This window comes from Shinella sp. GW835-FHT14H05, from assembly GCF_058793575.1.
Map to the genome: position 1 here is coordinate 315,907 of NZ_JBXAFY010000001.1, position 21,310 is coordinate 337,216.

General features: G+C 64.2%; 20 protein-coding genes. 13 read left to right on the forward strand and 7 right to left on the reverse strand.

Annotation, left to right across the window (positions count from 1 at the left end):
• Positions 1 to 26 precede the first annotated feature (26 nt).
• Positions 27 to 434: a hypothetical protein gene (locus tag AC1Q6Z_RS01515; protein ID WP_435266323.1), complete on the forward strand. Its 408-nt coding sequence runs from the start codon at positions 27 to 29 to the stop codon at positions 432 to 434.
• On the opposite strand, the gene AC1Q6Z_RS01520 is transcribed toward AC1Q6Z_RS01515, so the two are convergent.
• On the reverse strand, positions 431 to 865 hold the full coding sequence (locus AC1Q6Z_RS01520) for a winged helix-turn-helix transcriptional regulator (RefSeq protein WP_492646509.1): 435 nt from the start codon (positions 863 to 865) through the stop codon (positions 431 to 433). The two genes, AC1Q6Z_RS01515 and AC1Q6Z_RS01520, sit on opposite strands and share 4 nt — an antisense overlap.
• A gap of 97 nt (positions 866 to 962) precedes the next feature.
• Here AC1Q6Z_RS01520 and AC1Q6Z_RS01525 point away from each other — a divergent pair, with 97 nt between their 5' ends.
• Positions 963 to 2,150: an MFS transporter gene (locus AC1Q6Z_RS01525; protein WP_492646510.1), complete on the forward strand. Its 1,188-nt coding sequence runs from the start codon at positions 963 to 965 to the stop codon at positions 2,148 to 2,150.
• Here the strand turns inward: AC1Q6Z_RS01525 and AC1Q6Z_RS01530 are convergent.
• The gene (locus AC1Q6Z_RS01530; RefSeq protein ID WP_492646511.1) at positions 2,137 to 2,946 is read right to left on the reverse strand and encodes a gamma-glutamyl-gamma-aminobutyrate hydrolase family protein; all 810 of its coding nucleotides are present in this window, start codon (positions 2,944 to 2,946) and stop codon (positions 2,137 to 2,139) included. The two genes, AC1Q6Z_RS01525 and AC1Q6Z_RS01530, sit on opposite strands and share 14 nt — an antisense overlap.
• Before the next feature lie 454 nt (positions 2,947 to 3,400).
• On the opposite strand from AC1Q6Z_RS01530, the gene AC1Q6Z_RS01535 reads away from it, so the two are divergent.
• From AC1Q6Z_RS01535 to AC1Q6Z_RS01560, 6 genes are all read left to right on the forward strand, one after another.
• Entirely contained in the window at positions 3,401 to 5,710 is a 2,310-nt protein-coding gene (locus tag AC1Q6Z_RS01535) for a putative bifunctional diguanylate cyclase/phosphodiesterase (protein WP_256119795.1), read from the forward strand.
• Positions 5,711 to 5,893: 183 nt separating this feature from the next.
• Complete coding sequence (locus AC1Q6Z_RS01540; RefSeq protein ID WP_256119794.1) at positions 5,894 to 6,667, forward strand: N-acyl amino acid synthase FeeM domain-containing protein; 774 nt, start codon at positions 5,894 to 5,896, stop codon at positions 6,665 to 6,667.
• Positions 6,668 to 6,917: 250 nt separating this feature from the next.
• Positions 6,918 to 7,142 carry an aa3-type cytochrome c oxidase subunit IV gene (locus tag AC1Q6Z_RS01545; protein WP_256119793.1) on the forward strand — a complete coding sequence of 75 codons (225 nt, stop codon included), beginning with the start codon at positions 6,918 to 6,920 and terminating at the stop codon, positions 7,140 to 7,142.
• Between the two features lie 85 nt (positions 7,143 to 7,227).
• Complete coding sequence (locus AC1Q6Z_RS01550; RefSeq protein ID WP_492646512.1) at positions 7,228 to 8,382, forward strand: Re/Si-specific NAD(P)(+) transhydrogenase subunit alpha; 1,155 nt, start codon at positions 7,228 to 7,230, stop codon at positions 8,380 to 8,382.
• On the forward strand, positions 8,382 to 8,792 hold the full coding sequence (locus AC1Q6Z_RS01555; RefSeq protein WP_256119791.1) for an NAD(P) transhydrogenase subunit alpha part 2: 411 nt from the start codon (positions 8,382 to 8,384) through the stop codon (positions 8,790 to 8,792). The genes AC1Q6Z_RS01550 and AC1Q6Z_RS01555 overlap by 1 nt, the downstream gene beginning before the upstream one ends.
• A gap of 10 nt (positions 8,793 to 8,802) precedes the next feature.
• Positions 8,803 to 10,203: an NAD(P)(+) transhydrogenase (Re/Si-specific) subunit beta gene (locus AC1Q6Z_RS01560; protein ID WP_492646513.1), complete on the forward strand. Its 1,401-nt coding sequence runs from the start codon at positions 8,803 to 8,805 to the stop codon at positions 10,201 to 10,203.
• Between the two features lie 205 nt (positions 10,204 to 10,408).
• Here the strand turns inward: AC1Q6Z_RS01560 and AC1Q6Z_RS01565 are convergent, their stop codons facing one another.
• Positions 10,409 to 11,317, reverse strand: a complete 909-nt coding sequence (locus AC1Q6Z_RS01565; protein WP_256119789.1) for a tetratricopeptide repeat protein — start codon at positions 11,315 to 11,317, stop codon at positions 10,409 to 10,411.
• 225 nt (positions 11,318 to 11,542) lie between these two features.
• The gene (gene rpsU, locus AC1Q6Z_RS01570) at positions 11,543 to 11,773 is read right to left on the reverse strand and encodes a 30S ribosomal protein S21 (protein ID WP_256119788.1); all 231 of its coding nucleotides are present in this window, start codon (positions 11,771 to 11,773) and stop codon (positions 11,543 to 11,545) included.
• Positions 11,774 to 12,102: 329 nt separating this feature from the next.
• Here rpsU and AC1Q6Z_RS01575 point away from each other — a divergent pair, with 329 nt between their 5' ends.
• The 5 genes from AC1Q6Z_RS01575 to AC1Q6Z_RS01595 are packed head-to-tail and all read left to right on the forward strand — an operon-like array spanning position 12,103 to position 17,643.
• Positions 12,103 to 13,356, forward strand: a complete 1,254-nt coding sequence (locus tag AC1Q6Z_RS01575) for a sarcosine oxidase subunit beta family protein (RefSeq protein ID WP_256119787.1) — start codon at positions 12,103 to 12,105, stop codon at positions 13,354 to 13,356.
• Positions 13,356 to 13,754, forward strand: coding sequence for a hypothetical protein (locus tag AC1Q6Z_RS01580; RefSeq protein ID WP_439623903.1), 399 nt, complete (start codon positions 13,356 to 13,358; stop codon positions 13,752 to 13,754). The genes AC1Q6Z_RS01575 and AC1Q6Z_RS01580 overlap by 1 nt, the downstream gene beginning before the upstream one ends.
• 13 nt (positions 13,755 to 13,767) lie before the next feature.
• Positions 13,768 to 14,112: a sarcosine oxidase subunit delta gene (locus AC1Q6Z_RS01585; protein WP_256119785.1), complete on the forward strand. Its 345-nt coding sequence runs from the start codon at positions 13,768 to 13,770 to the stop codon at positions 14,110 to 14,112.
• Complete coding sequence (locus AC1Q6Z_RS01590) at positions 14,109 to 17,102, forward strand: sarcosine oxidase subunit alpha (RefSeq protein ID WP_492646514.1); 2,994 nt, start codon at positions 14,109 to 14,111, stop codon at positions 17,100 to 17,102. Before AC1Q6Z_RS01585 ends, AC1Q6Z_RS01590 begins: the two co-directional genes overlap by 4 nt.
• On the forward strand, positions 17,095 to 17,643 hold the full coding sequence (locus AC1Q6Z_RS01595; RefSeq protein ID WP_492646515.1) for a sarcosine oxidase subunit gamma: 549 nt from the start codon (positions 17,095 to 17,097) through the stop codon (positions 17,641 to 17,643). The genes AC1Q6Z_RS01590 and AC1Q6Z_RS01595 overlap by 8 nt, the downstream gene beginning before the upstream one ends.
• Positions 17,644 to 17,662: 19 nt before the next feature.
• Here AC1Q6Z_RS01595 and AC1Q6Z_RS01600 read toward each other — a convergent pair whose 3' ends face one another.
• The 3 genes from AC1Q6Z_RS01600 to glgX all read right to left on the reverse strand — a co-directional run bounded on the left by AC1Q6Z_RS01600 (position 17,663) and on the right by glgX (position 21,309).
• On the reverse strand, positions 17,663 to 18,736 hold the full coding sequence (locus AC1Q6Z_RS01600) for a DUF2332 domain-containing protein (protein WP_492646516.1): 1,074 nt from the start codon (positions 18,734 to 18,736) through the stop codon (positions 17,663 to 17,665).
• Complete coding sequence (locus AC1Q6Z_RS01605; RefSeq protein ID WP_256119781.1) at positions 18,729 to 19,217, reverse strand: MaoC family dehydratase; 489 nt, start codon at positions 19,215 to 19,217, stop codon at positions 18,729 to 18,731. The genes AC1Q6Z_RS01600 and AC1Q6Z_RS01605 overlap by 8 nt, the downstream gene beginning before the upstream one ends.
• 121 nt (positions 19,218 to 19,338) lie before the next feature.
• Entirely contained in the window at positions 19,339 to 21,309 is a 1,971-nt protein-coding gene (gene glgX / locus AC1Q6Z_RS01610) for a glycogen debranching protein GlgX (protein WP_492646517.1), read from the reverse strand.
• Position 21,310 lies beyond the last annotated feature (1 nt).

Genomic DNA, 21,310 nt, shown 5'->3' on the forward strand with positions numbered 1-21,310 from the left:
GTCGGAACGAGCCGAAAGGAGACCCCATGAAGACGCTGATGATTGCCGCCGCGGCCGGCGTTTTGTCGCTGGGTGCCTGGAGCGTGGTCAGCCATGAGACGCCGGCGATCGATCCGGTGATCTCGAATTCCATTCCGGCACAGACCGCGGGCCACAGCTATACGATCTCCAACGTCGTGGCGAACACCGCCTGCCTTGCCGAACGCGGCAGCCGGATTTCCAGCCGCAGCGAACGTTTTACGGCGAATGGCGATTGCGAGGCTGTCTGGCCGGGCCTCTCGGCGGCGCGCACCTGGATCAGCAATGGCGATGGCACGGTGGTCGTCGCCGACGCGCGGGGCGAGGCGATCCTCACGGTGGTCGATGGCGATGGGCTCGCCTATGAGGCGGTCGAACCCGCCGATGCCATGGTCACGATGATTTCCGCTGACTAGACCAGGCGCGTATCCGCCCACTCAAGCCGTCGTCCATCGGACGCACGCAGTTTGAGCCGCGAGACCGGCGAACGCGTTGCCTCATCCACCAGAACAGAACGCCGTTCGCCCTCGCGATAGAGGTGGTCCTCCCCCCATTGCCGCAGCGCGACGATGACGAGAAACAGGCCGCGGCCCTTCTCGGTCAGCACATATTCCTGGTAGGCACTGCCATCGGATGCGGGTGCGAGGTCGAGAACGCCCGCTTCCACGAGATCGCGCAGGCGCGTGCTCAGCATGCCCTTGGCAATGCCGAGGTTCTGCTGGAACGCGCCAAAACGCCGGATGCCGTCGAAGGCGTCGCGCACGATCAGCAGCGACCACCAGTCGCCGATCGCATCCAGCGTGCGCGCGACCGGGCACTCCGCTTCGCGAAAACTCTTGCGCTTCATCGTCTGCTTTCCTGATATCAATCTGGTCTTAAAATAGAACTGGAATGCGTTCGCCGCAAGTGGTCTCATCATAGGACTTGATGAATGGAGACCGATGATGGATGCGACGACCGCCACACAACAGGTCCTGCCGCGCTGGACGCTGCTGGTCTTTGCCTTCACATGCGGCGCCAGCGTCGCGAATATCTATTATGCGCAGCCGCTGCTCGACACGATCGCGGCGACGTTCGGCATATCGCCGGGCGCCGTGGGCCTCGTCGTGGCGCTGACGCAGGTCGGCTACGCGGCGGGCCTCGTCTTCATCGTCCCGCTCGGCGATCTCGTCGATCGCCGCAAGCTCATCGTCGCCCAGACGCTGTTTTCCGCCATTGCGCTGGTCGCCATCGGCAGTGCGCCCCATGTTTTCGCGCTGTTTGCCGGCATGATCGTGGTGGGCCTGCTCGCCGTCGTGGTGCAGGTGCTGGTGGCTTTGAGCGCGACTTTGGCGCGACCGGCGGAGCGAGGGCAGGCCGTGGGGCTGGTCACGAGCGGCGTGGTGGTCGGCATCCTGACCGCACGGTTCGTCGCCGGCGTGCTGGCGGATATCGGAGGGTGGCGGGTGGTCTATTTTTCCTCCGCCGGCCTCATGCTGGTCCTCGGCCTGCTTCTCGTCCGCGTCCTGCCGCGCAACATTCCCATCGGCAGTTCCGAGCGCTATGCGGCCGTGCTGAAATCGATCCCGCTTCTCTTCTGGCAGGAGCCGGTGCCGCGCCTGCGTGCGGGCCTCGCCTTCCTGATCTTCGCGAGCTTCAGCACACTCTGGACCGCGATGGTGCTGCCGCTCAGTGCCGCGCCGTTTTCGCTCTCGCACACGCAGATCGGCCTGTTTGGCCTTGCGGGACTGGCCGGAGCGCTTGCGGCAGGCAGCGCCGGGCGCCTCGCCGATCAGGGCTTTGCTGGGCGCACGACCGGGGTTTCGCTGGCGCTGCTCTGCCTGTCATGGCTGGCAATCGGGTTTCTTCCCCGCTCGCTCGTCGTCTTCGCGCTGGGTGTCGTGGCTCTCGATTTCGCGGTGCAGGCGGTGCATGTCACCAACCAGAGCCTGATCTTCGCCCGGCGCCCGGAAGCACGAAGCCGCCTCGTCGGCGGCTACATGGTGTTCTATTCGGCCGGAAGCGCGCTCGGCGCCATCACGTCGACGGCGAGTTATGCGCGTTTCGGCTGGACGGGCGTCTGCGTTGCGGGCGCGGCCTTCAGCCTCGCCGCGCTCGCTCTCTGGTCGCGGGATGCGATCAGGCGGACTTGACCGAGCCGAAGGCCAGCACGTCCGCCTCGGCAGGACGGGCGACGCCCTGCTTGGCGGCCGCATAGTCGCGGACTGCCTCGCCGAAAGCGGCAAACAGGCTGTTCGACGGCTGGTCGGAGCCGACCCAATATTCCGGGTGCCACTGCACGCCGACCGCGAAGGCCTTGGCGCCGATGACGGACACGGCTTCGATCGTACCGTCTTCGGCGACCGCTTCCACGGCAAGACGCGGCGCGATCTTGGAGATCGCCTGGCGGTGCAGCGAGTTCACCTGCACCGCGCCGGCGCCGACGACCGCGGCCAGGCAGCTTCCTTCCTTGACGGTGACCGTCTGGCGAATGCCGTAGGCGACGTCGAGCACCGGCGTGTCCGGCTTGCGGTGGTCCCACATGCCCGGCTGTTCCTGGATCTCGTTGGCGAGCGTGCCGCCGAGCACGACGTTCAGTTCCTGGATGCCGCGGCAGATGGCGAGCAGCGGAATGCCGCGCTCTAGTGCCCGGCGGATGAGCGGCAGGCTCGTCGCGTCACGCGCGGGATCATAGGGGCCTTCCGCGTCGGTGGCTTCCTTGCCGTAGAGCGAGGGGTGCACATTGGTGCGCGAGCCGCTGACCAGAAGCCCGTCGACCCGGTCCAGAATGCCGTCGAAATCGTTGTCGGTTTCCAGTGCCGGCACGAGGAAGACGGTCACGTTGGCGCCCTTGACGGCGGCGCGCACATATTGGTTCGGGGTGGCCTGCCAGACGTTGCCTTCGATTTCCCTGATATCAGCGGGAATGGCGACGACGGGTTTCGACATGATGGGCTCCGGAAAAAGAAATACCAATTGAGGATTTGCTATCAAATCCCGTCTCAGTCAATTCCCCCTTTCGGGCGAAATGACGACGGAAGCGCTGTTTCAGGCGGTAGGCGGGTTGGAGGCCCTGTCCTTGCGTGATGATATTTGATAGTCTTACAGCGACAGGTCGTTAACCAAAGGCTTGCAAACAGCGATTGTACAAAAGGTTTTTCTCACTCCCCTTTCACGCAATACTGTGTCGCAGTGGAGTCAGGAAGTTGCGTCGTTTACTCATGCCAGGTTGAACTTTGCCGGCCAAAACCGGCAATATTGCAATATTGGGTTGAATACCACTTCCACCGGTTGAACTTGCGTGCAATTATGGCGGACTATACCCTCGTTATTGGGTAATTTCCCGAAATCATTCATTAAATTTTGGTCGGTAACCCTCTCTCGTCAAGGGAGTGCCTAGTCCATGAAGGATAAGGGTCAAAACACACTGCCGGCCGATGTCTACTTGTCGTTCGTCAGCTCGCTGTACGGGAACCGCCAGACCCTTTTCGTGGGCATGATTTCGCATGTCATCACGTTCTCTTTCGTATACGCAAAAACCGCCGACCCGTTTTTCCTCGCCTGGAGCGGGCTTGTCGTGCTCATCTGGTCGCTGCGCGCCGTCGGCATGCGCCACTTCGACCGGGTGGACCAGGACGCCCTCGACATGGACGGCATCCGCTATTGGGAGAACTGGTACAATCTCGGCGCCGTCGGCACGACGATGGCGCTCGGCACTGCCTGCGGCTACAGCCTGCTCTTCAGCCGCGACAGTTTTGCGGAACTCGCCACGATCGCCGTGACGCTCGCCACCATGGTCTCCGTCGTCGGGCGCAACTGCGGCTCGAAGCGGGCCGTCGATTACATGACCTTCTCCGCCTGCTTCCCGATGGTGGTGGGCTTCCTCGGCCTGGGGGACTTCTATCACGCGGTCCTGGCGGTCCTCATCCTGCCCTTCGTGATGACGACGCGCATGATGGCGAACGGCGTGCGCGAATTCCTATACAAGAACGTGCTGGCGACGCGCGAGGTTTCGATCATCGCCGATCGTTTCGACACGGCGCTCAACAACATGCCGCACGGCCTGTTCATGCTCGATGCCGACCACCGCATTCTCGTCGCCAATCGTCGCGCCTGCGAGCTTCTGCATCTCGGCAACCAGGAGCGCTTAAAGGATTGTCACCTCGACGTGGTCCTGCGTTTCGGCGTGCGCAATACCTTCCTGAATGCCGACCAGAGCAGGGCGATCCTGCGCCAGCTCGACGAGCTTCTGAAGGGTGAGCGGTCCCGCGCACTCGTACAGGTGACGGACGGCCTCTATCTCGAATTCACCGCTTCCCCGCGCGAGAACGGCGGCGCCGTACTGATCTTCGAAGACGTAACGGCGCGCGTGCGGGCGGAAAACAAGATCCTGCACATGGTGCGCTACGATAGCCTCACCGGCCTGCCGAACCGCACCTATTTCTCCGACCTCGTGCAGGAGGCGCTTGCCGATCGCAAGAAGCCCGGCATGGTCGGCTTCATGGTGCTCGACATCGACGACTTCAAGCATGTCAACGACATGAAGGGCCACGTCACCGGCGACCGGCTGCTCTGTGCCATTGCCGAGCGGCTGCGCCGGCTTGCCGGCGACAAGGTGATCGCCGGCCACCTGATGGGCGACGAGTTCATCCTGTTCTTCCCGAACGAAAGCAACCGCCGCGACCTCGAAGCGCGCATGCGCCGCTTCCATGAGCAGCTCGGCGGGACCTACGAATTCGACGGCATGACCTTCCTCGTTTCGTTCAGCGCCGGCTGCGTGATGGTGCCGAGCGGCGATTTCCGGCTGGAGGAAATGCAGATCCGCGCCGATCTCGCGCTGTTCGAGACCAAGTCGCGCGCCAAGGGCAGCGTCACCGTTTTCGAGCAGGAGATGGACGCGCGCTACATCGACCGCCAGAAGCTCAAGGACGACCTGCGCGAGGCGCTCGCCACCAACACGCTTTCCGTCGCCTATCAGCCGATGTTCGTGCCGGATGGTTCGCGCATCGAATGCTGCGAGGCGCTGTCGCGCTGGACGCATCCGGAACGGGGGCCGGTGCCGCCGAACGTCTTCATCCAGATCGCCGAAGAGATGGGCATCGTCTCCGAGATCACGCGCTTCATGATCATGCGGGCCTGCGCCGATTGCGCGACCTGGCCGGAGCATATGGGCGTCTCGGTCAATCTCTCCGTGCAGGACCTGCGCGGCACCAGCATCATCGACCTCGTCGCCGAGGCGCTGGCAGCAGGGGGGCTTGCGCCGCACCGGCTGCACCTGGAAGTCACCGAAAGCTGCCTCATGGAGGAGCCGGTCAAGGTGCAGGCGATCCTGCAGGAGCTTCGCGCCCGCGGCATCACCATCGCCATCGACGATTTCGGCACCGGCTATTCGAGCCTCAGCTATCTCGACCAGCTGCCGCTCGACGTTATCAAGATCGACCGGTCCTTCGTGCGCAATATCGGCGAGGACCCGCGCCGCTTCCAGCTCCTGCGCGGCACGGTGAACCTGTCGCGCGAACTGGGGCTGCGGATCGTGGTGGAGGGCGTGGAGACGCGCGAACAGCTCGCCCTTATCAACAAGTACCAGTGCGCAGATCTCGTCCAGGGCTACGTCTTCGCGGCGCCCATGTCACCCGATGCGCTGCGCGATCTCTACGAGACGCTCGCCCGCAAACCCGGCGAACCCCGCCGTCGCGGCCGCCGCGTCGCCTGATCCTTCCCGCTTCCTTTTCCCCTGACGTTCAAAGTCGACAAGCTATATCAGCTTATTCAAATTTAGCGTTAACCATATATTAAGGTTAATGAATGGTATTTTACACAAATTGTCTTATATCGGCGATTGTAGGTAAGGCAGCGCGGTGGCTGCCGGTGTTTTTCAATCGGGGATACGGGGACTATGGCCAGCGTAGAGACGGCGACCAATCGCTTTTCGGACAAGCTTCTGGGACTGCTCGACAAGATCGAGTACCGCCGCGTCGAGACGGGCGAGGACATGGAAGACGTCGCCCGCATCCGCTACAAGGCCTACAAGGCCGGTGCGGTGATGCATCTGGGTGAGCAGTCGGTTCTCATCGACGATTCCGATTTCGACAGCCATGCCTATGTCTTCGGCATCTATTATGAGGAGCGGCTGATCTCGACGGTGCGCCTGCACCATGTCACGCCGGACCATCGCGTCACCTCGTCGGGCAAGGTCTTCCCGGACGAGATCAACGCCTTCCTCGACGCCGGCATGTCGCTGATCGACCCAGTGCGCCTTGCGGCGGACCCGGAAATCTGGAGCGAGATGCCGGCCATTCCGTATCTGACGCTGCGCATCGCCACGATGGCGACGGATTATTTCCAGACGGACCGCTGCGTGCAGATGGTGAAGCCCGCCCATGCGGCCTTCTACAAGCGCGTCTTCGATGCCGATTTCGTCGCCTCGCCGAAGAGCAACCAGGGCAAGTTCATCATCGACCTGATGCTGCTGGCGACCAACGTCAAGGAGACGCTGCCCTCGCTCTACCAGCGCTTCCCCTTCTTCAAGTCGGAGCCCTATGAGCGCCGCATGATGTTCGCCCGCGGCGACGACCTGCCGTTCAGCCCGCTGACCGTGCGCCCGACCGCCCGTCGCGCCCATTTCGGCGGCGAGCGGATCCAGCTTTCTGGCGGTGCCTACGCCGGATAACTTGCGTTTTGATGTCGCATGCCGGGCCGGTTTCGCAAGAAACCGGCCCGTTCTGTTTCGGAAACGTTACAGGTCGAACGCTCTCACCTTCCATGCCGTTGCGCTTTGCCGATCCATTGTGTAAGGCCTGAAAGACGCGCGCTTGTCGCGCCTGAGGGAATCGCCGGAACTTCGGGTTCCGGCCTGTATTAAGCGCTCATCGGGTGGAGTTTTCCGTCTCGCGGGCGTGGTTGCTTAGGAGAAGGTGACTATGGCTGAACATCATTCCGGACCGGTCGAAATGGGCGCTCCGATGGATTATCCCGAGCACGAGAAGACCTACAATTTCTTCATCGGTGCAGCCAAGTACGGCACGCTGTTCTGCGTCGCCCTGCTGATCGCCATGGCGGCCGGCTTCTTCACCAGCGCTGGTTTCTTCAGCGCGGTGCTTCTGTTCATCATCCTCAACGTCGCCGGCTTCTTCCTGCTGCGTTGATCTGAACAACCGCATTTGCGGTTTGGTGGCGGCGCCATCCGGCGTCGCGCTTCAACACGGCCAGTCTCGGGGGGAGGACCACGGTTTGAGTCAGTGTATTTTTGTGGCAAGGGAAAGTGATCCGGCGGAAGGCCGCGTTGCGGGTTCCGTTGAAACGATCAAGAAAATGAAGGGTTTGGGGCTGGAGGTGCTGGTGGAAGCCGGTGCAGGTCTCAAGTCCCGCATCCTGGATGCGGATTATGAGGCCGCCGGTGCCCGCGTCGTCGGACCGGAAGAGGCGAAATCGGCGGATGTCATCCTCAAGGTGCGTCGCCCGACCTCGTCGGAGATCGCCGGTTACAAGTCCGGCGCCATCGTCATCGCCATCATGGACCCCTACGGCAACGAAGCCGCCATCGCTGAGATGGCGAATGCCGGTCTCACCGCCTTTGCCATGGAACTGATGCCGCGCATCACGCGCGCCCAGTCGATGGACATCCTGTCCTCGCAGGCAAACCTTGCCGGTTACCAGGCGGTCATCGACGCCGCCCATGAATTCGACCGCGCCATGCCGATGATGATGACCGCCGCCGGCACCGTGCCGGCTGCCAAGGTCTTCGTCATGGGCGCCGGCGTCGCCGGCCTCCAGGCGATCGCCACCGCGCGCCGCCTCGGTGCCGCCGTTTCCGCGACGGACGTTCGTCCCGCCGCCAAGGAGCAGGTCGCCTCGCTTGGCGCAAAATTCATCGCCGTCGAGGACGATGAGTTCAAGGCCGCCGAAACCGCCGGCGGTTATGCCAAGGAAATGTCCCGCGAATACCAGGCGAAGCAGGCGGCACTCGTTGCCGATCATATCGCCAAGCAGGACATCGTCATCACCACCGCGCTCATTCCCGGCCGCCCGGCGCCGCGTCTCGTGACGCGCCAGATGCTGTCGGCCATGCGCAACGGCTCCATCGCCGTCGACCTCGCGGTCGAACGCGGCGGCAATATCGAAGGCTCCGAGGCTGGTAGCGTTACCGAGGTCGAGGGCGTCAAGGTCATCGGCTATCTCAACGTGCCGGGCCGCATCGCCGCTTCCGCCTCCGCGCTCTACGCCAAGAACCTGCTGACCTTCCTCGAAACGATGGTCGACAAGGAGAAGAAATCGGTCTCGGTCAATGTCGAGGATGAACTCGTCAAGGCGACGATGCTGAGCCACGGCGGCGCCGTGGTGCATCCGAACTTCGGCGGCGCCGTTCAGCTAGGGGAGGGCAAGTGATGGCAAACGAACTTCTGGACAAGGCGATCACCGATCTGGAACGCGCCGTGGAAGCCGTGCGCACGGCCTCCGACTATCTGCCGGACGCCGCCGCCGCTGCGGCGCATGGCGTCTCGGGCGGGGCGATCGACCCCTTCGTCTTCCGCCTGGCGATCTTCGTGCTGTCGATCTTCGTCGGCTATTACGTCGTCTGGTCGGTGACGCCCGCGCTGCACACGCCGCTGATGGCCGTCACCAACGCCATCTCCTCGGTCATCGTCGTCGGCGCGCTGCTCGCCGTCGGCATCTCGCTTTCGGGTGTGGCGACCGGCTTCGGCTTCGTCGCGCTGATCCTCGCCTCCGTCAACATCTTTGGCGGCTTCCTCGTCACCCAGCGCATGCTGGCGATGTACAAGAAAAAAGAGAAGTGAGGCCGGCCCGATGAACGCAAATTTCGCAGCCTTCCTCTACCTCGTCTCCGGGGTACTCTTCATCATGGCACTGCGCGGCCTGTCGCATCCGACGACCAGCCGCCGCGGCAACACGCTCGGCATGGTCGGCATGGGCATCGCCATCGGCACGACGCTGCTCCTGGCAACGCCGTCCTTCGGCGGCCTGGTGCTCATCGTGCTCGGCCTTGCCATCGGCGGCGGTGCGGGCGCCTATATCGCCCGCTCGATCCCGATGACCTCCATGCCGCAGCTCGTCGCCGGCTTCCACTCGCTGGTCGGCCTTGCCGCCGTGCTGGTGGCCGCGGCCGCGCTCTATTCGCCGGTCTCCTTCGGCCTCGGCCAGGTCGGCGAAATCCACGGCCAGGCACTCATCGAAATGGCGCTGGGTGCCGCCATCGGCGCGATCACCTTCACCGGCTCGATCATCGCCTTCCTGAAGCTCGACGGGCGCATGTCCGGCAAGCCGATCATGCTGCCCTACCGGCACATCATCAACATCGTGCTGCTCGCCGCGATCGTCTTCTTCATCGTCGGCCTGACTCTGTCGGAAAGCCATTTCGACTTCTGGCTGATCGTCATCCTGGCGCTGGCGCTCGGCGTGCTGCTGATCGTGCCGATCGGCGGCGCCGACATGCCCGTCGTCGTGTCGATGCTCAACTCCTATTCGGGTTGGGCGGCAGCCGGCATCGGCTTCACGCTCGGCAACCTCGCCCTGATCATCACCGGCGCGCTGGTCGGTTCTTCCGGTGCGATCCTGTCCTACATCATGTGCAAGGGCATGAACCGCTCGTTCATCTCCGTCATTCTTGGCGGCTTCGGCGGCGATAGCGGTGCCGCGGCCAGCGATGACGGCGTGCAGCGTACGGTCAAGCAGGGTTCTGCCGACGACGCCGCGTTCCTGATGGCGAACGCCTCCAAGGTCATCATCGTGCCGGGTTACGGCATGGCGGTGGCGCAGGCGCAGCATGCGGTGCGCGAGCTTGCCGACGCGCTGAAGAAGAACGGCGTCGAGGTCAAATACGCGATCCATCCGGTCGCGGGCCGCATGCCCGGCCACATGAACGTGCTGCTCGCCGAAGCGAACGTGCCCTATGACGAAGTGTTCGAGCTGGAAGACATCAACTCGGAGTTCGCCCAGGCCGACGTCGCCTATGTCATCGGCGCCAACGACGTGACGAACCCGGCCGCGCGCGACGACAAGTCCTCGCCGATCTACGGCATGCCGATCCTCGACGTGGACAAGGCCAAGACCTGCCTCTTCGTCAAGCGCTCGCTCGGCTCCGGCTATGCCGGCATCGACAACACGCTGTTCTACAAGGACGGCACGATGATGCTGCTCGGCGACGCCAAGAAGATGACGGACGACATCGTCAAGGCGATGAACCACTGATCTGGCAATAGAGCCTGAAACGAAAAAGCCCGGCTACCTCTCCTTCGTCATGCTCGGGCTTGACCCGAGCATCCATTCCCCGGCACGCCGCGGATGTGGATCCTCGGCTCAAGGCCGAGGATGACTGTAGAGGGTGAGGCGAGGTCCATCAACAAAAAGCCCGCGAGATGATCGCGGGCTTTTTGTTTGTCGTTGATTTTTTCGATCAGGCCGGCTGCTTGGCGGCGGTCGCGACGGCGCCGCGGGTGCGGGCGAGGCCGTCCTTGGCCGGCGTGTAGTTCGGGTCGAGCTTCAGCGCGTGCGAATAGGACTTGGCGGCGCGCGCCATCTCGCCGCGGCGCTCGTAGATCAACGCCTGGTTCGCCCAGGATTCGGCAAGCTTGCCGTCGAGGTTGATCGCCGTGTTGAAATCCGAGAACGCGTTGTCGTCGTCGCCCTGCGCGGCATAGGAAATGCCGCGGCCGTTATAGGGTTCGGCCGAGTTCGGCGAGAGCGAGATCGCCTTGGAGAAATCCTCGATCGCCGGATCGTGCTGGCGACGGGCCTGGTAGATCAGGCCGCGATTGTGATAGGCGCGCGGATCGGTCGTATCGAGCTGGATGGCGCGGTTGAAGTCGCTGAACGCGTCGTCAAGACGGCCGGCCTGGCGATAGAGATTGCCGCGGCCGATATAGGCGACGTCATAGTTCGGGTTGAGCTGCAGGGCCATGTTGTAGTCGGCCGCCGCCTGCGCCTGTTCGCCGAGGCTGCGCTGGACGAGCGCGCGGTTGGCATAGGCCTGGTAGAAGCGCGGGTTGAGCTCGATTGCGCGGTTGAAGTCTTCAAGCGCCCGGCGGTGCTGGCCGGCGCGGCCATAGGCAGAACCGCGCACGTTATAGGCTTCCGGATCCTGCGGGTTGGCGGCGATGACGGCCGAGAGCGACGAGATGTTTTCTTCCGAGCCCTGCGCGCGCTCGACCTTCAGCACGTCGGTAGACGTGGTCGACTGGCAGCCGGACAGAAGAAGGGCAAACGAGGTGGCGGCGACGGCAGCCATCAGGGATCGGCGAATGTGGACGGCGCGGGGTGCCGAAAGAGAAATACGGTCAGTCCGGAACCCGGTCGATGCAGCCATGTCCAAGTGCGAATCCTCAAAGTGGGCTTCTACCGCGCCTCATGCGCGAAGAAAAACGCTACGCCTTGAAAGCAGTTCCGGCGAAGGAGCGTAGCGGAAGCGCCCGGAATTGCATGGGAAGTCTTTCACAATGGTGAAAAAACATCCGGTCACGTCAAAAAAGGCGGCGGCGAAATGTTCGCCCCCGCCCGGTCTTGCATCCGAAAACGTCGAAATGACGGCCGATTAACGGGCGCTCGGACGAGCGCTGACGCCGCCGGCTTCGCGCTGAGCGCGCTTGCGGGCCAGCTTGCGGACGCGACGAACGGCTTCAGCCTTCTCACGCGCACGCTTCTGCGACGGCTTTTCATAAAAGTCGCGCATCTTCATTTCACGGAAAATACCTTCGCGCTGCATCTTCTTCTTGAGAGCGCGGAGAGCCTGATCAACGTTGTTGTCGCGGACAAGTACCTGCACGAGAATCCCGTTCCTTTGTTCGTTGTAAGCCCGGGCGAGCACAGGTCGCCAGGCAAATAGATTGCGGTCGCGCAGCCCAACAGGCTGGCAATTGGCGCGTCGGATACCAGATCGCCACGGGAAAGTCCAGCCTTGCGCGCCGCGATGTTAAGGATATTTGCGCGTGGCCCTCACAAACGCCGGGAAAAAGCTTCGGCGGGGCTCATGTCGCATGTGGTACAAGGTGCGCCCGAATGCGTCGCAAAGGATACGGCGTCCGCGCGCAAGATTTGCTTTCTATCGGGGCAGGAAACAGCCGGCCGATGCCGGCGAGACGTTGAGGACTTGGGATGCGCAAATATTCGGTTTTCGCCGTCGCCCGCGAGGCGATGCGCGGCCACAAGGGTTGGGAGGCGCAGTGGACCTCGCCCGAGCCGCGCAAGGACTATGATGTGATCATCATCGGCGGCGGCGGCCATGGCCTGGGTGCGGCCTACTACCTCGCCAAGGAGCACGGCATCACCAATGTCGCCGTGATCGAGAAGGGCTGGCTCGGCGGCGGCAATACCGGCCGCAACACGACCATCATCCGCTCGAACTATCTCTATGACGAGAGCATGGACATCTACGAGCACTCGCTGAAGCTCTGGGAAGGCTTGAGCCAGGATCTCAACTACAACGTCATGTACTCGCCGCGCGGTGTGATGATGCTGTCGCACAATGTGCACGACAAGCAGTCCTTCAGCCGGCACATCCATGCCAACCGTCTGCACGGCATCGACAACGAATGGCTGACGCCGCAGCAGGCGAAGGAATTCTGCCCGCCGCTCGATATTTCGGCGAGCGCCCGCTACCCGATCAACGGCGCTGCCCTCCAACGCCGTGGCGGCACCGCCCGCCACGATGCGGTCGCCTGGGGTTATGCCCGTGCGGCGTCCGATCGCGGCGTGCATGTTATCCAGAACTGCGAGGTCAAGGGGATCCGCCGCGGGCCGGATGGTGCGGTGACAGGCGTCGAGACCTCGAAGGGGTTCATCGGCGCGAAGAAGGTCGCGGTGTCGGCGTCCGGCCACAACTCGGTCATCCTGTCGATGGCCGACGTCAAGCTGCCGCTGCATTCCGTGCCGCTTCAGGCGCTGGTGTCCGAGCCGATGAAGCCGATCTTCCCCTGCGTCGTCATGTCCAACACGGTGCATGCCTATATTTCGCAGTCGGACAAGGGCGAGCTCGTCATCGGCGCGGGTACGGACCAGTACAACTCCTACTCCCAGACCGGCGGCCTCCAGATCATCACGCACACGCTGGATGCGATCTGCGAACTCTTCCCCATGTTCCGCCGCGTCAAGATGATGCGCCAGTGGGGTGGCATCACCGACAACACGCCGGACCGCTCGGCGATCCAGGGCGTCACGCCGGTGAAGAACCTTTTCGTCAACTGCGGCTGGGGCACCGGCGGCTTCAAGGCGACGCCGGGTTCGGCGCATCTCTTCGCGCATCTCATCGCGAAGGGTGAGCCGCACAAGCTGGCGTCGGGCCTGACGCTCGACCGCTTCCGCACTGGACGCCTGATCGACGAGGCAGCGGCGGCGGCGGTCGCCCATTGATGAACGGCGCGCTGCTTGCCGGATTTCTGATGACGGCCGGTGTCTTGCCGGTCGGCGATATCATCCCGACACCGGGAGATTTTCGGTTTCAGAAGATCCAGAAGGCAGCGGGCGAGAAGGAATGGCCATTCGTCGCCGAGAGCGGGATGTTGAGTTGCATAAGGATATTGGGCCAGCGGACGATCTATTTCGTTCCGGATGAAACGGACTCAAGCCGGGCCTTCAACATCGATGTCGACCTCTTTGCGATGAGTATTGCCAATCTGGGAATGACGGACGTTCTGGCTCCCTATGACGATACCAGGCAGCTGATTTACCGGCTTGCCCCCTTCGTCACCATGGGCCGACGACTTTGCGACCAGGACCCTGGCACGTTCGTGACGGGTCCAGAGCTTTAACAGGTAGGAAACAATGCTGCTGATCTACTGCCCCTACTGCGAGGAAGAGCGCTCGGAGCTCGAATTCCGCCACGGTGGCGACGCGCACATCGCCCGGCCGACCAACATGGCCGATATCACCGACGAGGAGTTCCAGGAGTTCTTCTTCCTGCGCGACAACCCGAAGGGCCTGATCTTCGAACGCTGGCGCCATATCCATGGTTGCGGCCGCTTCTTCAACGCGGCGCGCGACACGGTGAGCGACAAGTTCGTGATGAGCTACAAGGCCGGCGAGCCGAAACCCGATCTTTCCGGCAACGCGCCAGCCACCGAGAAAACCGTCGAAACCTATGAAGCCACGGAAGGAACCGCGAAATGAGCGGTGCTAATCGCATTGCCGGTCAGGGCCGCCTGACGCCCGCCAGGACGGCGCGTTTCACATTCGACGGAAAGACCTACCAGGCGCTGGAAGGCGACACGGTTGCTTCGGCTCTGCTCGCCAACGGCGTGCACCTCGTCGGCCGCTCGTTCAAGTACCATCGCCCGCGCGGCATTCTTTCGGCAGGTCCCGAAGAGCCGAATGCGCTGATCGACGTTTCCCGCGATGCCGCCCGCCGCCAGCCGAACGTGCGCGCGCCGGTGCAGGAAGTCTTCGACGGCATGAAGGTTGAATCGCAGAACCGCTGGCCGTCGCTGTCCTTCGATATCGGCGGCATCAACAACCTGCTGTCGCCCTTCTTCGCCGCCGGCTTCTACTACAAGACCTTCATGTGGCCGAAGGCCGCCTGGGAGAAGGTCTATGAGCCCTTCATCCGCAAGGCCGCCGGCCTCGGCGTCGCCCCGACGGAAGAGGACCCGGACCACTATGCCAGCCGCTACGCCTATTGCGACGTGCTGGTTGCCGGCGGCGGCGTCGCCGGCCTGTCGGCAGCACTTGCGGCCGCGGAAACCGGCGCCCGCGTCATCCTCTGTGACGAGCAGCCGGAAGTCGGCGGTGCGCTGCACTACGACACGTCGGTCACCATCGACGGCCAGAGCGGCTATGCCTGGGCGCAGGCGACGGCCGCTAAACTCAAGGCGATGGAGAACGTCACCGTTCTCACTCGCACGACGGCCTTCGGCTATTACAACCACAATTTCGTCGCGCTCGTCGAACGCGTCACCGATCACCTCGCGCGTCCCGACAAGAAGCTGCCGCGCGAGCGCATGTGGCAGGTCCGCGCCAAGCGCGTCATTCTCGCCACCGGCTCGATCGAGCGCCACATGGTGTTCGCCAACAACGACCGGCCGGGCATCATGCTGGCGTCGGCCGCGCGCACCTATCTCAACCATTTCGGCGTCGCCGTCGGCCGCAAGGTCGGCGTCTATACGGCGAGCGATTCGGCCTATGAGGCCGCCTTCGACCTGAAGCGTGCCGGCGTCACCATCGCCGCCATCGTCGACAATCGCGACAAGCCCGGCGAAGCCGTCCTTGCCGAAGCCCGCAAGCTCGGCATCGAGGTGCTCGTCGGCCATTCGGTCGTCGATACCAAGGGGAAGCTGCGCGTCTCCTCCATTTCGGTCGCCCGCAATGGCGGCGGTTCGGCCCGGGCCATCCCGGTCGATGCGCTGCTGATGTCGGCCGGCTGGACGCCCTCCGTGCACCTCTTCTCGCAGTCGCGCGGCAAGGTCGCCTATGACGCCGCCTCCGGCCGCTTCCTGCCGGGCACCTATGCGCAGGATTGCCTCTCCGTCGGCTCGTGCAATGGCACGGACGGCCTTCAGGCGACCATCGAGGAATCGCTGGCAGCCGGCGAGCTGATGGCGCGCGCCACCGGCAACGAGGGCGGCAGCAAGGTCGAGCTTCGCGGCGAAAACGCCTTCGAATGGACCGGCGGCATGGCCGGGGCGGGCGAGGGCGCTGGTGTCGATACGACGGTCAAGGCCTTCGTCGACTTCCAGAACGACGTCTGCGCCAAGGACATCCGCCTTGCCGTGCGCGAGGGCATGCACTCGATCGAGCATATCAAGCGCTTCACCACCAACGGCATGGCAACCGACCAGGGCAAGCTTTCCAACATCCATGGCCTCGCCATCGCCTCGGAAGTGCTGAACCGCGAGATCCCGAAGATCGGCCTCACCACCTTCCGCGCGCCCTATACGCCGGTGACCTTCGGCACGCTGATCAGCCATTCGCGCGGCGACCTGTTCGATCCGGCCCGCAAGACTCCGCTGCATGCCTGGGAGGAGGCGCAGGGCGCCGTCTTCGAGGATGTTGGAAACTGGAAGCGTGCCTGGTACTATCCGCGCTCCGGCGAAACTATGCACGACGCGGTCAACCGCGAGTGCCGCACGGTGCGCAACGCCGCCGGCGTCTTCGATGCCTCGACGCTCGGCAAGATCGAGGTGGTCGGCCCGGATGCGGCCGAGTTCCTCAACCTCATGTACACCAACGCCTGGGACACGCTGAAGCCTGGCCGCTGCCGCTATGGCATCATGCTGCGCGAGGACGGCTTCGTCTATGACGATGGCGTCGTCGGTCGCCTGGCCGAGGATCGCTTCCACGTGACCACCACGACGGGCGGTGCGCCGCGCGTCATGAACCACATGGAAGACTATCTCCAGACGGAATTCCCGCATCTGAAAGTCTGGCTCACCTCCACCACCGAACAGTGGGCCGTCATCGCCGTGCAGGGGCCGAAGGCGCGCGAGATCATCGAGCCGCTCGTCGAGGGCATCGACATTTCCAACGAGGCCTTCCCGCATATGAGCGTGCGCGAAGGCAAGATCTGCGGCGTGCCGACCCGGCTCTTCCGCATGTCGTTTACCGGTGAAGCCGGCTTCGAAGTCAACGTGCCGGCCGATTACGGCCAGTCGGTGCTGGAAGCCATCTGGGCACGGGCCGAACCGCTCGGTGCCTGCGCCTATGGCACCGAGACCATGCACGTCCTGCGCGCCGAAAAGGGCTATATCATCGTCGGCCAGGATACGGACGGCACGGTCACGCCGCACGATGCCAGCCTTAGCTGGGCCGTCTCCAAGAAGAAGACGGATTTCGTCGGCATCCGCGGCCTGAAGCGGCCCGACCTCGTCAAGGAAGGCCGCAAGCAGCTTGTCGGCCTTCTGACGAAGGATCCGAACGTGGTTCTGGAAGAAGGCGCGCAGATTGTCGCTGATCCGAACGAGCCGAAGCCGATGAAAATGCTCGGCCACGTCACCTCGTCCTACTGGTCGGAAAATTGCGGCCGGTCGATCGCCATGGCGCTCGTCGCCGGCGGCCAGGCGCGTCTCGGCCAGACGCTCTACGTGCCGATGCCCGACCGCACCATCGCGGTCGAGGTCAGCGACATGGTCTTCATCGACAAGGAAGGAGCACGCCTCAATGGCTGATCAAGCACTTCGCAAGGCGCCGCTTACCGGCCGCCATGGTGGCTCTGCCGGCGCGCGCGTCACGCCCGCCGCCCCCGCAACCCGCCTGTCGCTGCGTGCAAGCAGCGACGCGCTCGGCGCGCTCTCGGCCGCCTTCGGCCTGACGCTGCCGACGCGCCCGAAAACCTCGGCCTCGGCCAACGGTCGCCACGCGCTCTGGCTCGGCCCGGACGAGTGGCTGCTGATCGACGAAAACGGCGCGGACCTGATGGCGGCGGCCGCAAGCTCCGGCGTGCTGCATTCGGCGACGGACGTCTCCCACCGCAACACGGCCGTCCTCGTCTCCGGCCCGCAAGCGGCCGGCGCGATCGCCAGCGCCTGCCCGCTCGACCTCGGCAATACGATCTTCCCCGTCGGTGCGGCTGCCCGCACGGTGCTCGGCAAGATCGAGATCGTGCTGTTGCGCACGGGCGAAGACGATTATCGTGTTGAATGCTGGCGCTCGTTCTCGCCCTATGCCTTCGGCCTGCTGGCGGAAGGTGCGGAAGACGTGGGCCTCTAACCAGGCCCAGCGGTGGCTCTCACGGTTTCGGCCATCCGAACCAGCGCACCCATCGGCCGTGAAAATCGGCGCGGCCGATCATCTCCTTGCGGCCAGAGGGCCAGACCTGCAGCGTTAGCGCGGCGCCGTCCTTCGGCTGGTCGTCGGCCTCCATCTGGAGGTGGGCGAGCGGCGCATCCGCGGTCGCTTTGGCACCCGCGGCTTCAAGGACGCGTCGGCCGGCTTCACGCTTTTCGGCCGGCAGGTATTGCCAGACGATCGAGTGGTAGACTACGTGGGCAGCGCCCGGAATGGGCATCGAAAGCCGCTGTTCCAGCCATTCCACGGCATCGGCCTGCTCGACGGGAAGCGGCCTTTCGGAGGCAAGGGCCAGGCTTTTGCCCGTCCGCTCGATCCGGTCCGCCTGGTCGGCCCAGATATAGGAGAGGAGCCGCAGCCGTTCCTGCGCATCGGCCGGGTCGACTGGCCGGAGATCGCAACCGGCCCTGTCGATTACTTGTATGTTCGCCATCTCGGGCTCGGGGCCGGACCAATCGGGGGCAATGAGAATATCGGAATTCGCGATCGCCCAAGACGATTGGCCGAGCCGGTAGGCGTAGCGATCCCATTGCAGGTTCAGGCCGGCGCTGGCGCCGACTTCCGACAAGACGAGCGGCTTGCCGCAGAGGGCGGCGATGGTCAGGAAACCCGGCAGGAGGGCGCCGGACCGGCGAACTTCGTTGGTTTGTGGTGGCGAAAGAAGCCGTTCGAGAAGGAAGGCCTCATCGGTTTCGAAGGCGTTGCGGCAGGCTGCCCACAGGGCATCGTCCGAGGCATCGGCTGGCGGATAACAGGCGGCGAGCGCGGGGTTCGTGCCGGCGAGGACCAGCGCGTGCAGCGCGCCGGCAAGCCGCAGGGCGAGGGCGTCGTGTTTTCCGGAAGGGTCTCCGGGCCAGGACAGGATGCGCCGGCCGACGGCATTTTCCTCGTCGAGCCGCGTGCCCAGAAGCCTGCACAGGCGGGCGGTGAAGGGCGAGCCGAGGGCGGCGCAGGCGGCGGCCTGGTCATCGAAAGATGCCCGGATGACCGCGTTGCGCGTGCCGGCCTCAGACATGTTCCGGCCGGTCCTTCGGGTCGAACTGGATGATGGTGATCCAGTCGGCCGTGAGCGCGGGCTTGCGCTCGTCCTCGATCTCGACGGTCACGTCATAGCGGATCGTCACCATGCCGGCGCCGCGGAAGCGGGCTTCCGCCAGCATGAAACGGCCGCGCACCCGCGCGCCGCTTTTCACCGGCGTCATGAAACGCACTTTCTCGAAACCGTAATTGATGCCCATCGTCTGCTCGATGATGCGCGGCACGCAATCGTAGTTCATCGCGGAGAGCAGCGAGAGCGTCAGGAAACCGTGCGCGATCGTGCCGCCGAAGGGCGTTTCCGCCGCCGCGCGCACGGGGTCGGTGTGGATGAACTGATGGTCTTCCGTCGCCCCGGCGAAACGGTCGATCATGGTCTGGTCGACGGTGAACCAGCGCGACAGGCCGATCTCCGTGCCGACGAGGGCATCGATGTCCTTCAGGTGGATATGTGCTGGCATTTGGCTTTCCCGCCGCTTGATTCGCGCCCCGGCTTTTGCGTCTCGCATGTCGTTGTCGCAAAACCGCGGCACACTTTTGCGCGGCATGCTTTAGCGAGGCGGTTTGTCCGGGTAATGAAGATCAGTGCTTTTCGACAAAAATCTCGACGGTGCGTGAATGAAGCATGCCGATCGCGTGATGGTTGGCGGAAAGCAGGCTCGTCCAGTCGCGCCCCTCCGGAGGTGGCAAGGCGAGCGCCTGCTCGCCGTGCGTCCGGTTGATGGCGATCGCGAGATGGACGATCCGCTGCTGTTGTAGGTCGGGCGTCTTTAGGATGGCAAGCAATGTTCCGGCAAACGGCGCTTCCCAGTCGCCGGCCGTCATCGGCGTGCCGGCGAGCGTTCGCCAGTCGACATCGCCGGCACCACTCCAGAAGGTCGTTTCGCCAAGCGCCGGAAAACGCTTGCGGATGGCCGAGAGCATGCCGGTGTGCTCGATCAGGCCCTCGTCCAGCTGGTCCCAGTGCATCCAGGTGATGGCATTGTCCTGGCAATAGGCGTTGTTGTTGCCCTGCTGGCTGCGTCCGCCCTCGTCACCGGCCGTCAGCATGACGGTGCCGCGCGAGAGGAAGAGGCTGGAAAGCAGCGCCTTCACATCCGCACGGCGGGCGGAGAGCACCGCGCCGTCGTTCGTCGCGCCCTCGGCGCCGTTGTTCCAGGAGTGGTTTTCGTTGTGGCCGTCGCGGTTCTGCTCGCCGTTCGCCTCGTTGTGCTTCACGGTGTTCGAGACGAGGTCCATCAGTGTGAAGCCGTCATGGGCAGCGAGGAAGTTGACGCTGCGCGTCGCCTCGCCGCCGTGGCGGGAGAAGATGTCGGAGGAGCCGGCAAAAGCGGTGACGAAGGCGCCGAGCCGGTGGCTGTCGCCGCGCCAGAAGGTGCGCGTGTCGTCGCGGTAGCGGTCGTTCCATTCGAGGAAGGGTGCCGGGAAATTGCCGAGCTGGTAGCCGCCGGGGCCGATATCCCAGGGTTCGGCGATCAGCACGCGGTCCTTCAGGAGCGGATCGGCGCAGATTTCGGAGAGAAGCGCGGACCGGGCGGAAAAACCGTCCGCCTCGCGGCCGAGGATGGTGGCGAGGTCGAAGCGGAAGCCGTCGACGCCGGCATGGCGCACGAAATGGCGCAGGCTGTCGAGAACCAGCTGGCGCACGACCGGGTGCTCGCCGGCAATGGTGTTGCCGCAGCCGGTGTCGTTGATGAGGTCGCCGGGGCGGTCGTGCACATGGCGGTAATAGGTGAGGTTGTCGAGGCCGCGCATGGAGAGCGTGGCGCCATGGCGGTCGCTTTCGCCGGAATGGTTGAAGACGAGGTCGAGGACGACGCCGATATTTTCCGCCCGCAAGGCTGCGACCGTGTCGGCGAGTTCCTGCATGCCGCCGGGCACGAGGCGCGGGTCGAGCGCCATCAGGGCAATCGGGTTATAGCCCCAGCTGTTGGACAGGCCGAGCGGCGGCAGGTGCCGCTCGTCGATCCAGGCGGTGATCGGCATCAGCTCGACGGCGTCGACACCGAGGCGCTTGAGATGGGCGAGCACGGCGGGGTGGGCGAGGGCGCCGACCGTGCCGCGCATCGCTTCCGGCACATCCGGATGCAGCATGGTGAAGCTGCGCACGGCGACCTCGTAGACGAAGCCGCCGGGGCGGAAGATCGGCGGTTTTACGGTGACCGGCCGGTCGCGGGTGACGATCGCCTTCGGCACGATGTCGGTCGTGTCCGTGCCGAAGACGGTGAGCCTGCCGTCATGTACGAAGGGGCGGTCGAGCTCCTTCGCGTAGGGATCGACGAGCAGTTTTGCGGGGTCGAACCACAGGCCGTGATCGGGCGAATAGACACCTTCGGCGCGAAAGCCGTAGCGCGTGCCGGCGGTCGCCCCCTCGACGAAGACGCGGTGGAAGCCGTTTTCATCCCGCCCCATGGTGAGGCGGGCGAGTTCCGTGTTGCCGTCCGTGTCGAACAGGCAGAGCTCGACACGGCCGGCATCGTGCGAATAGACCGCGAACTCCACTCCGTCGCCGGAGAGCGTTGCGCCCGGTGCGAAGGAGGGGGCGGTGGTCATC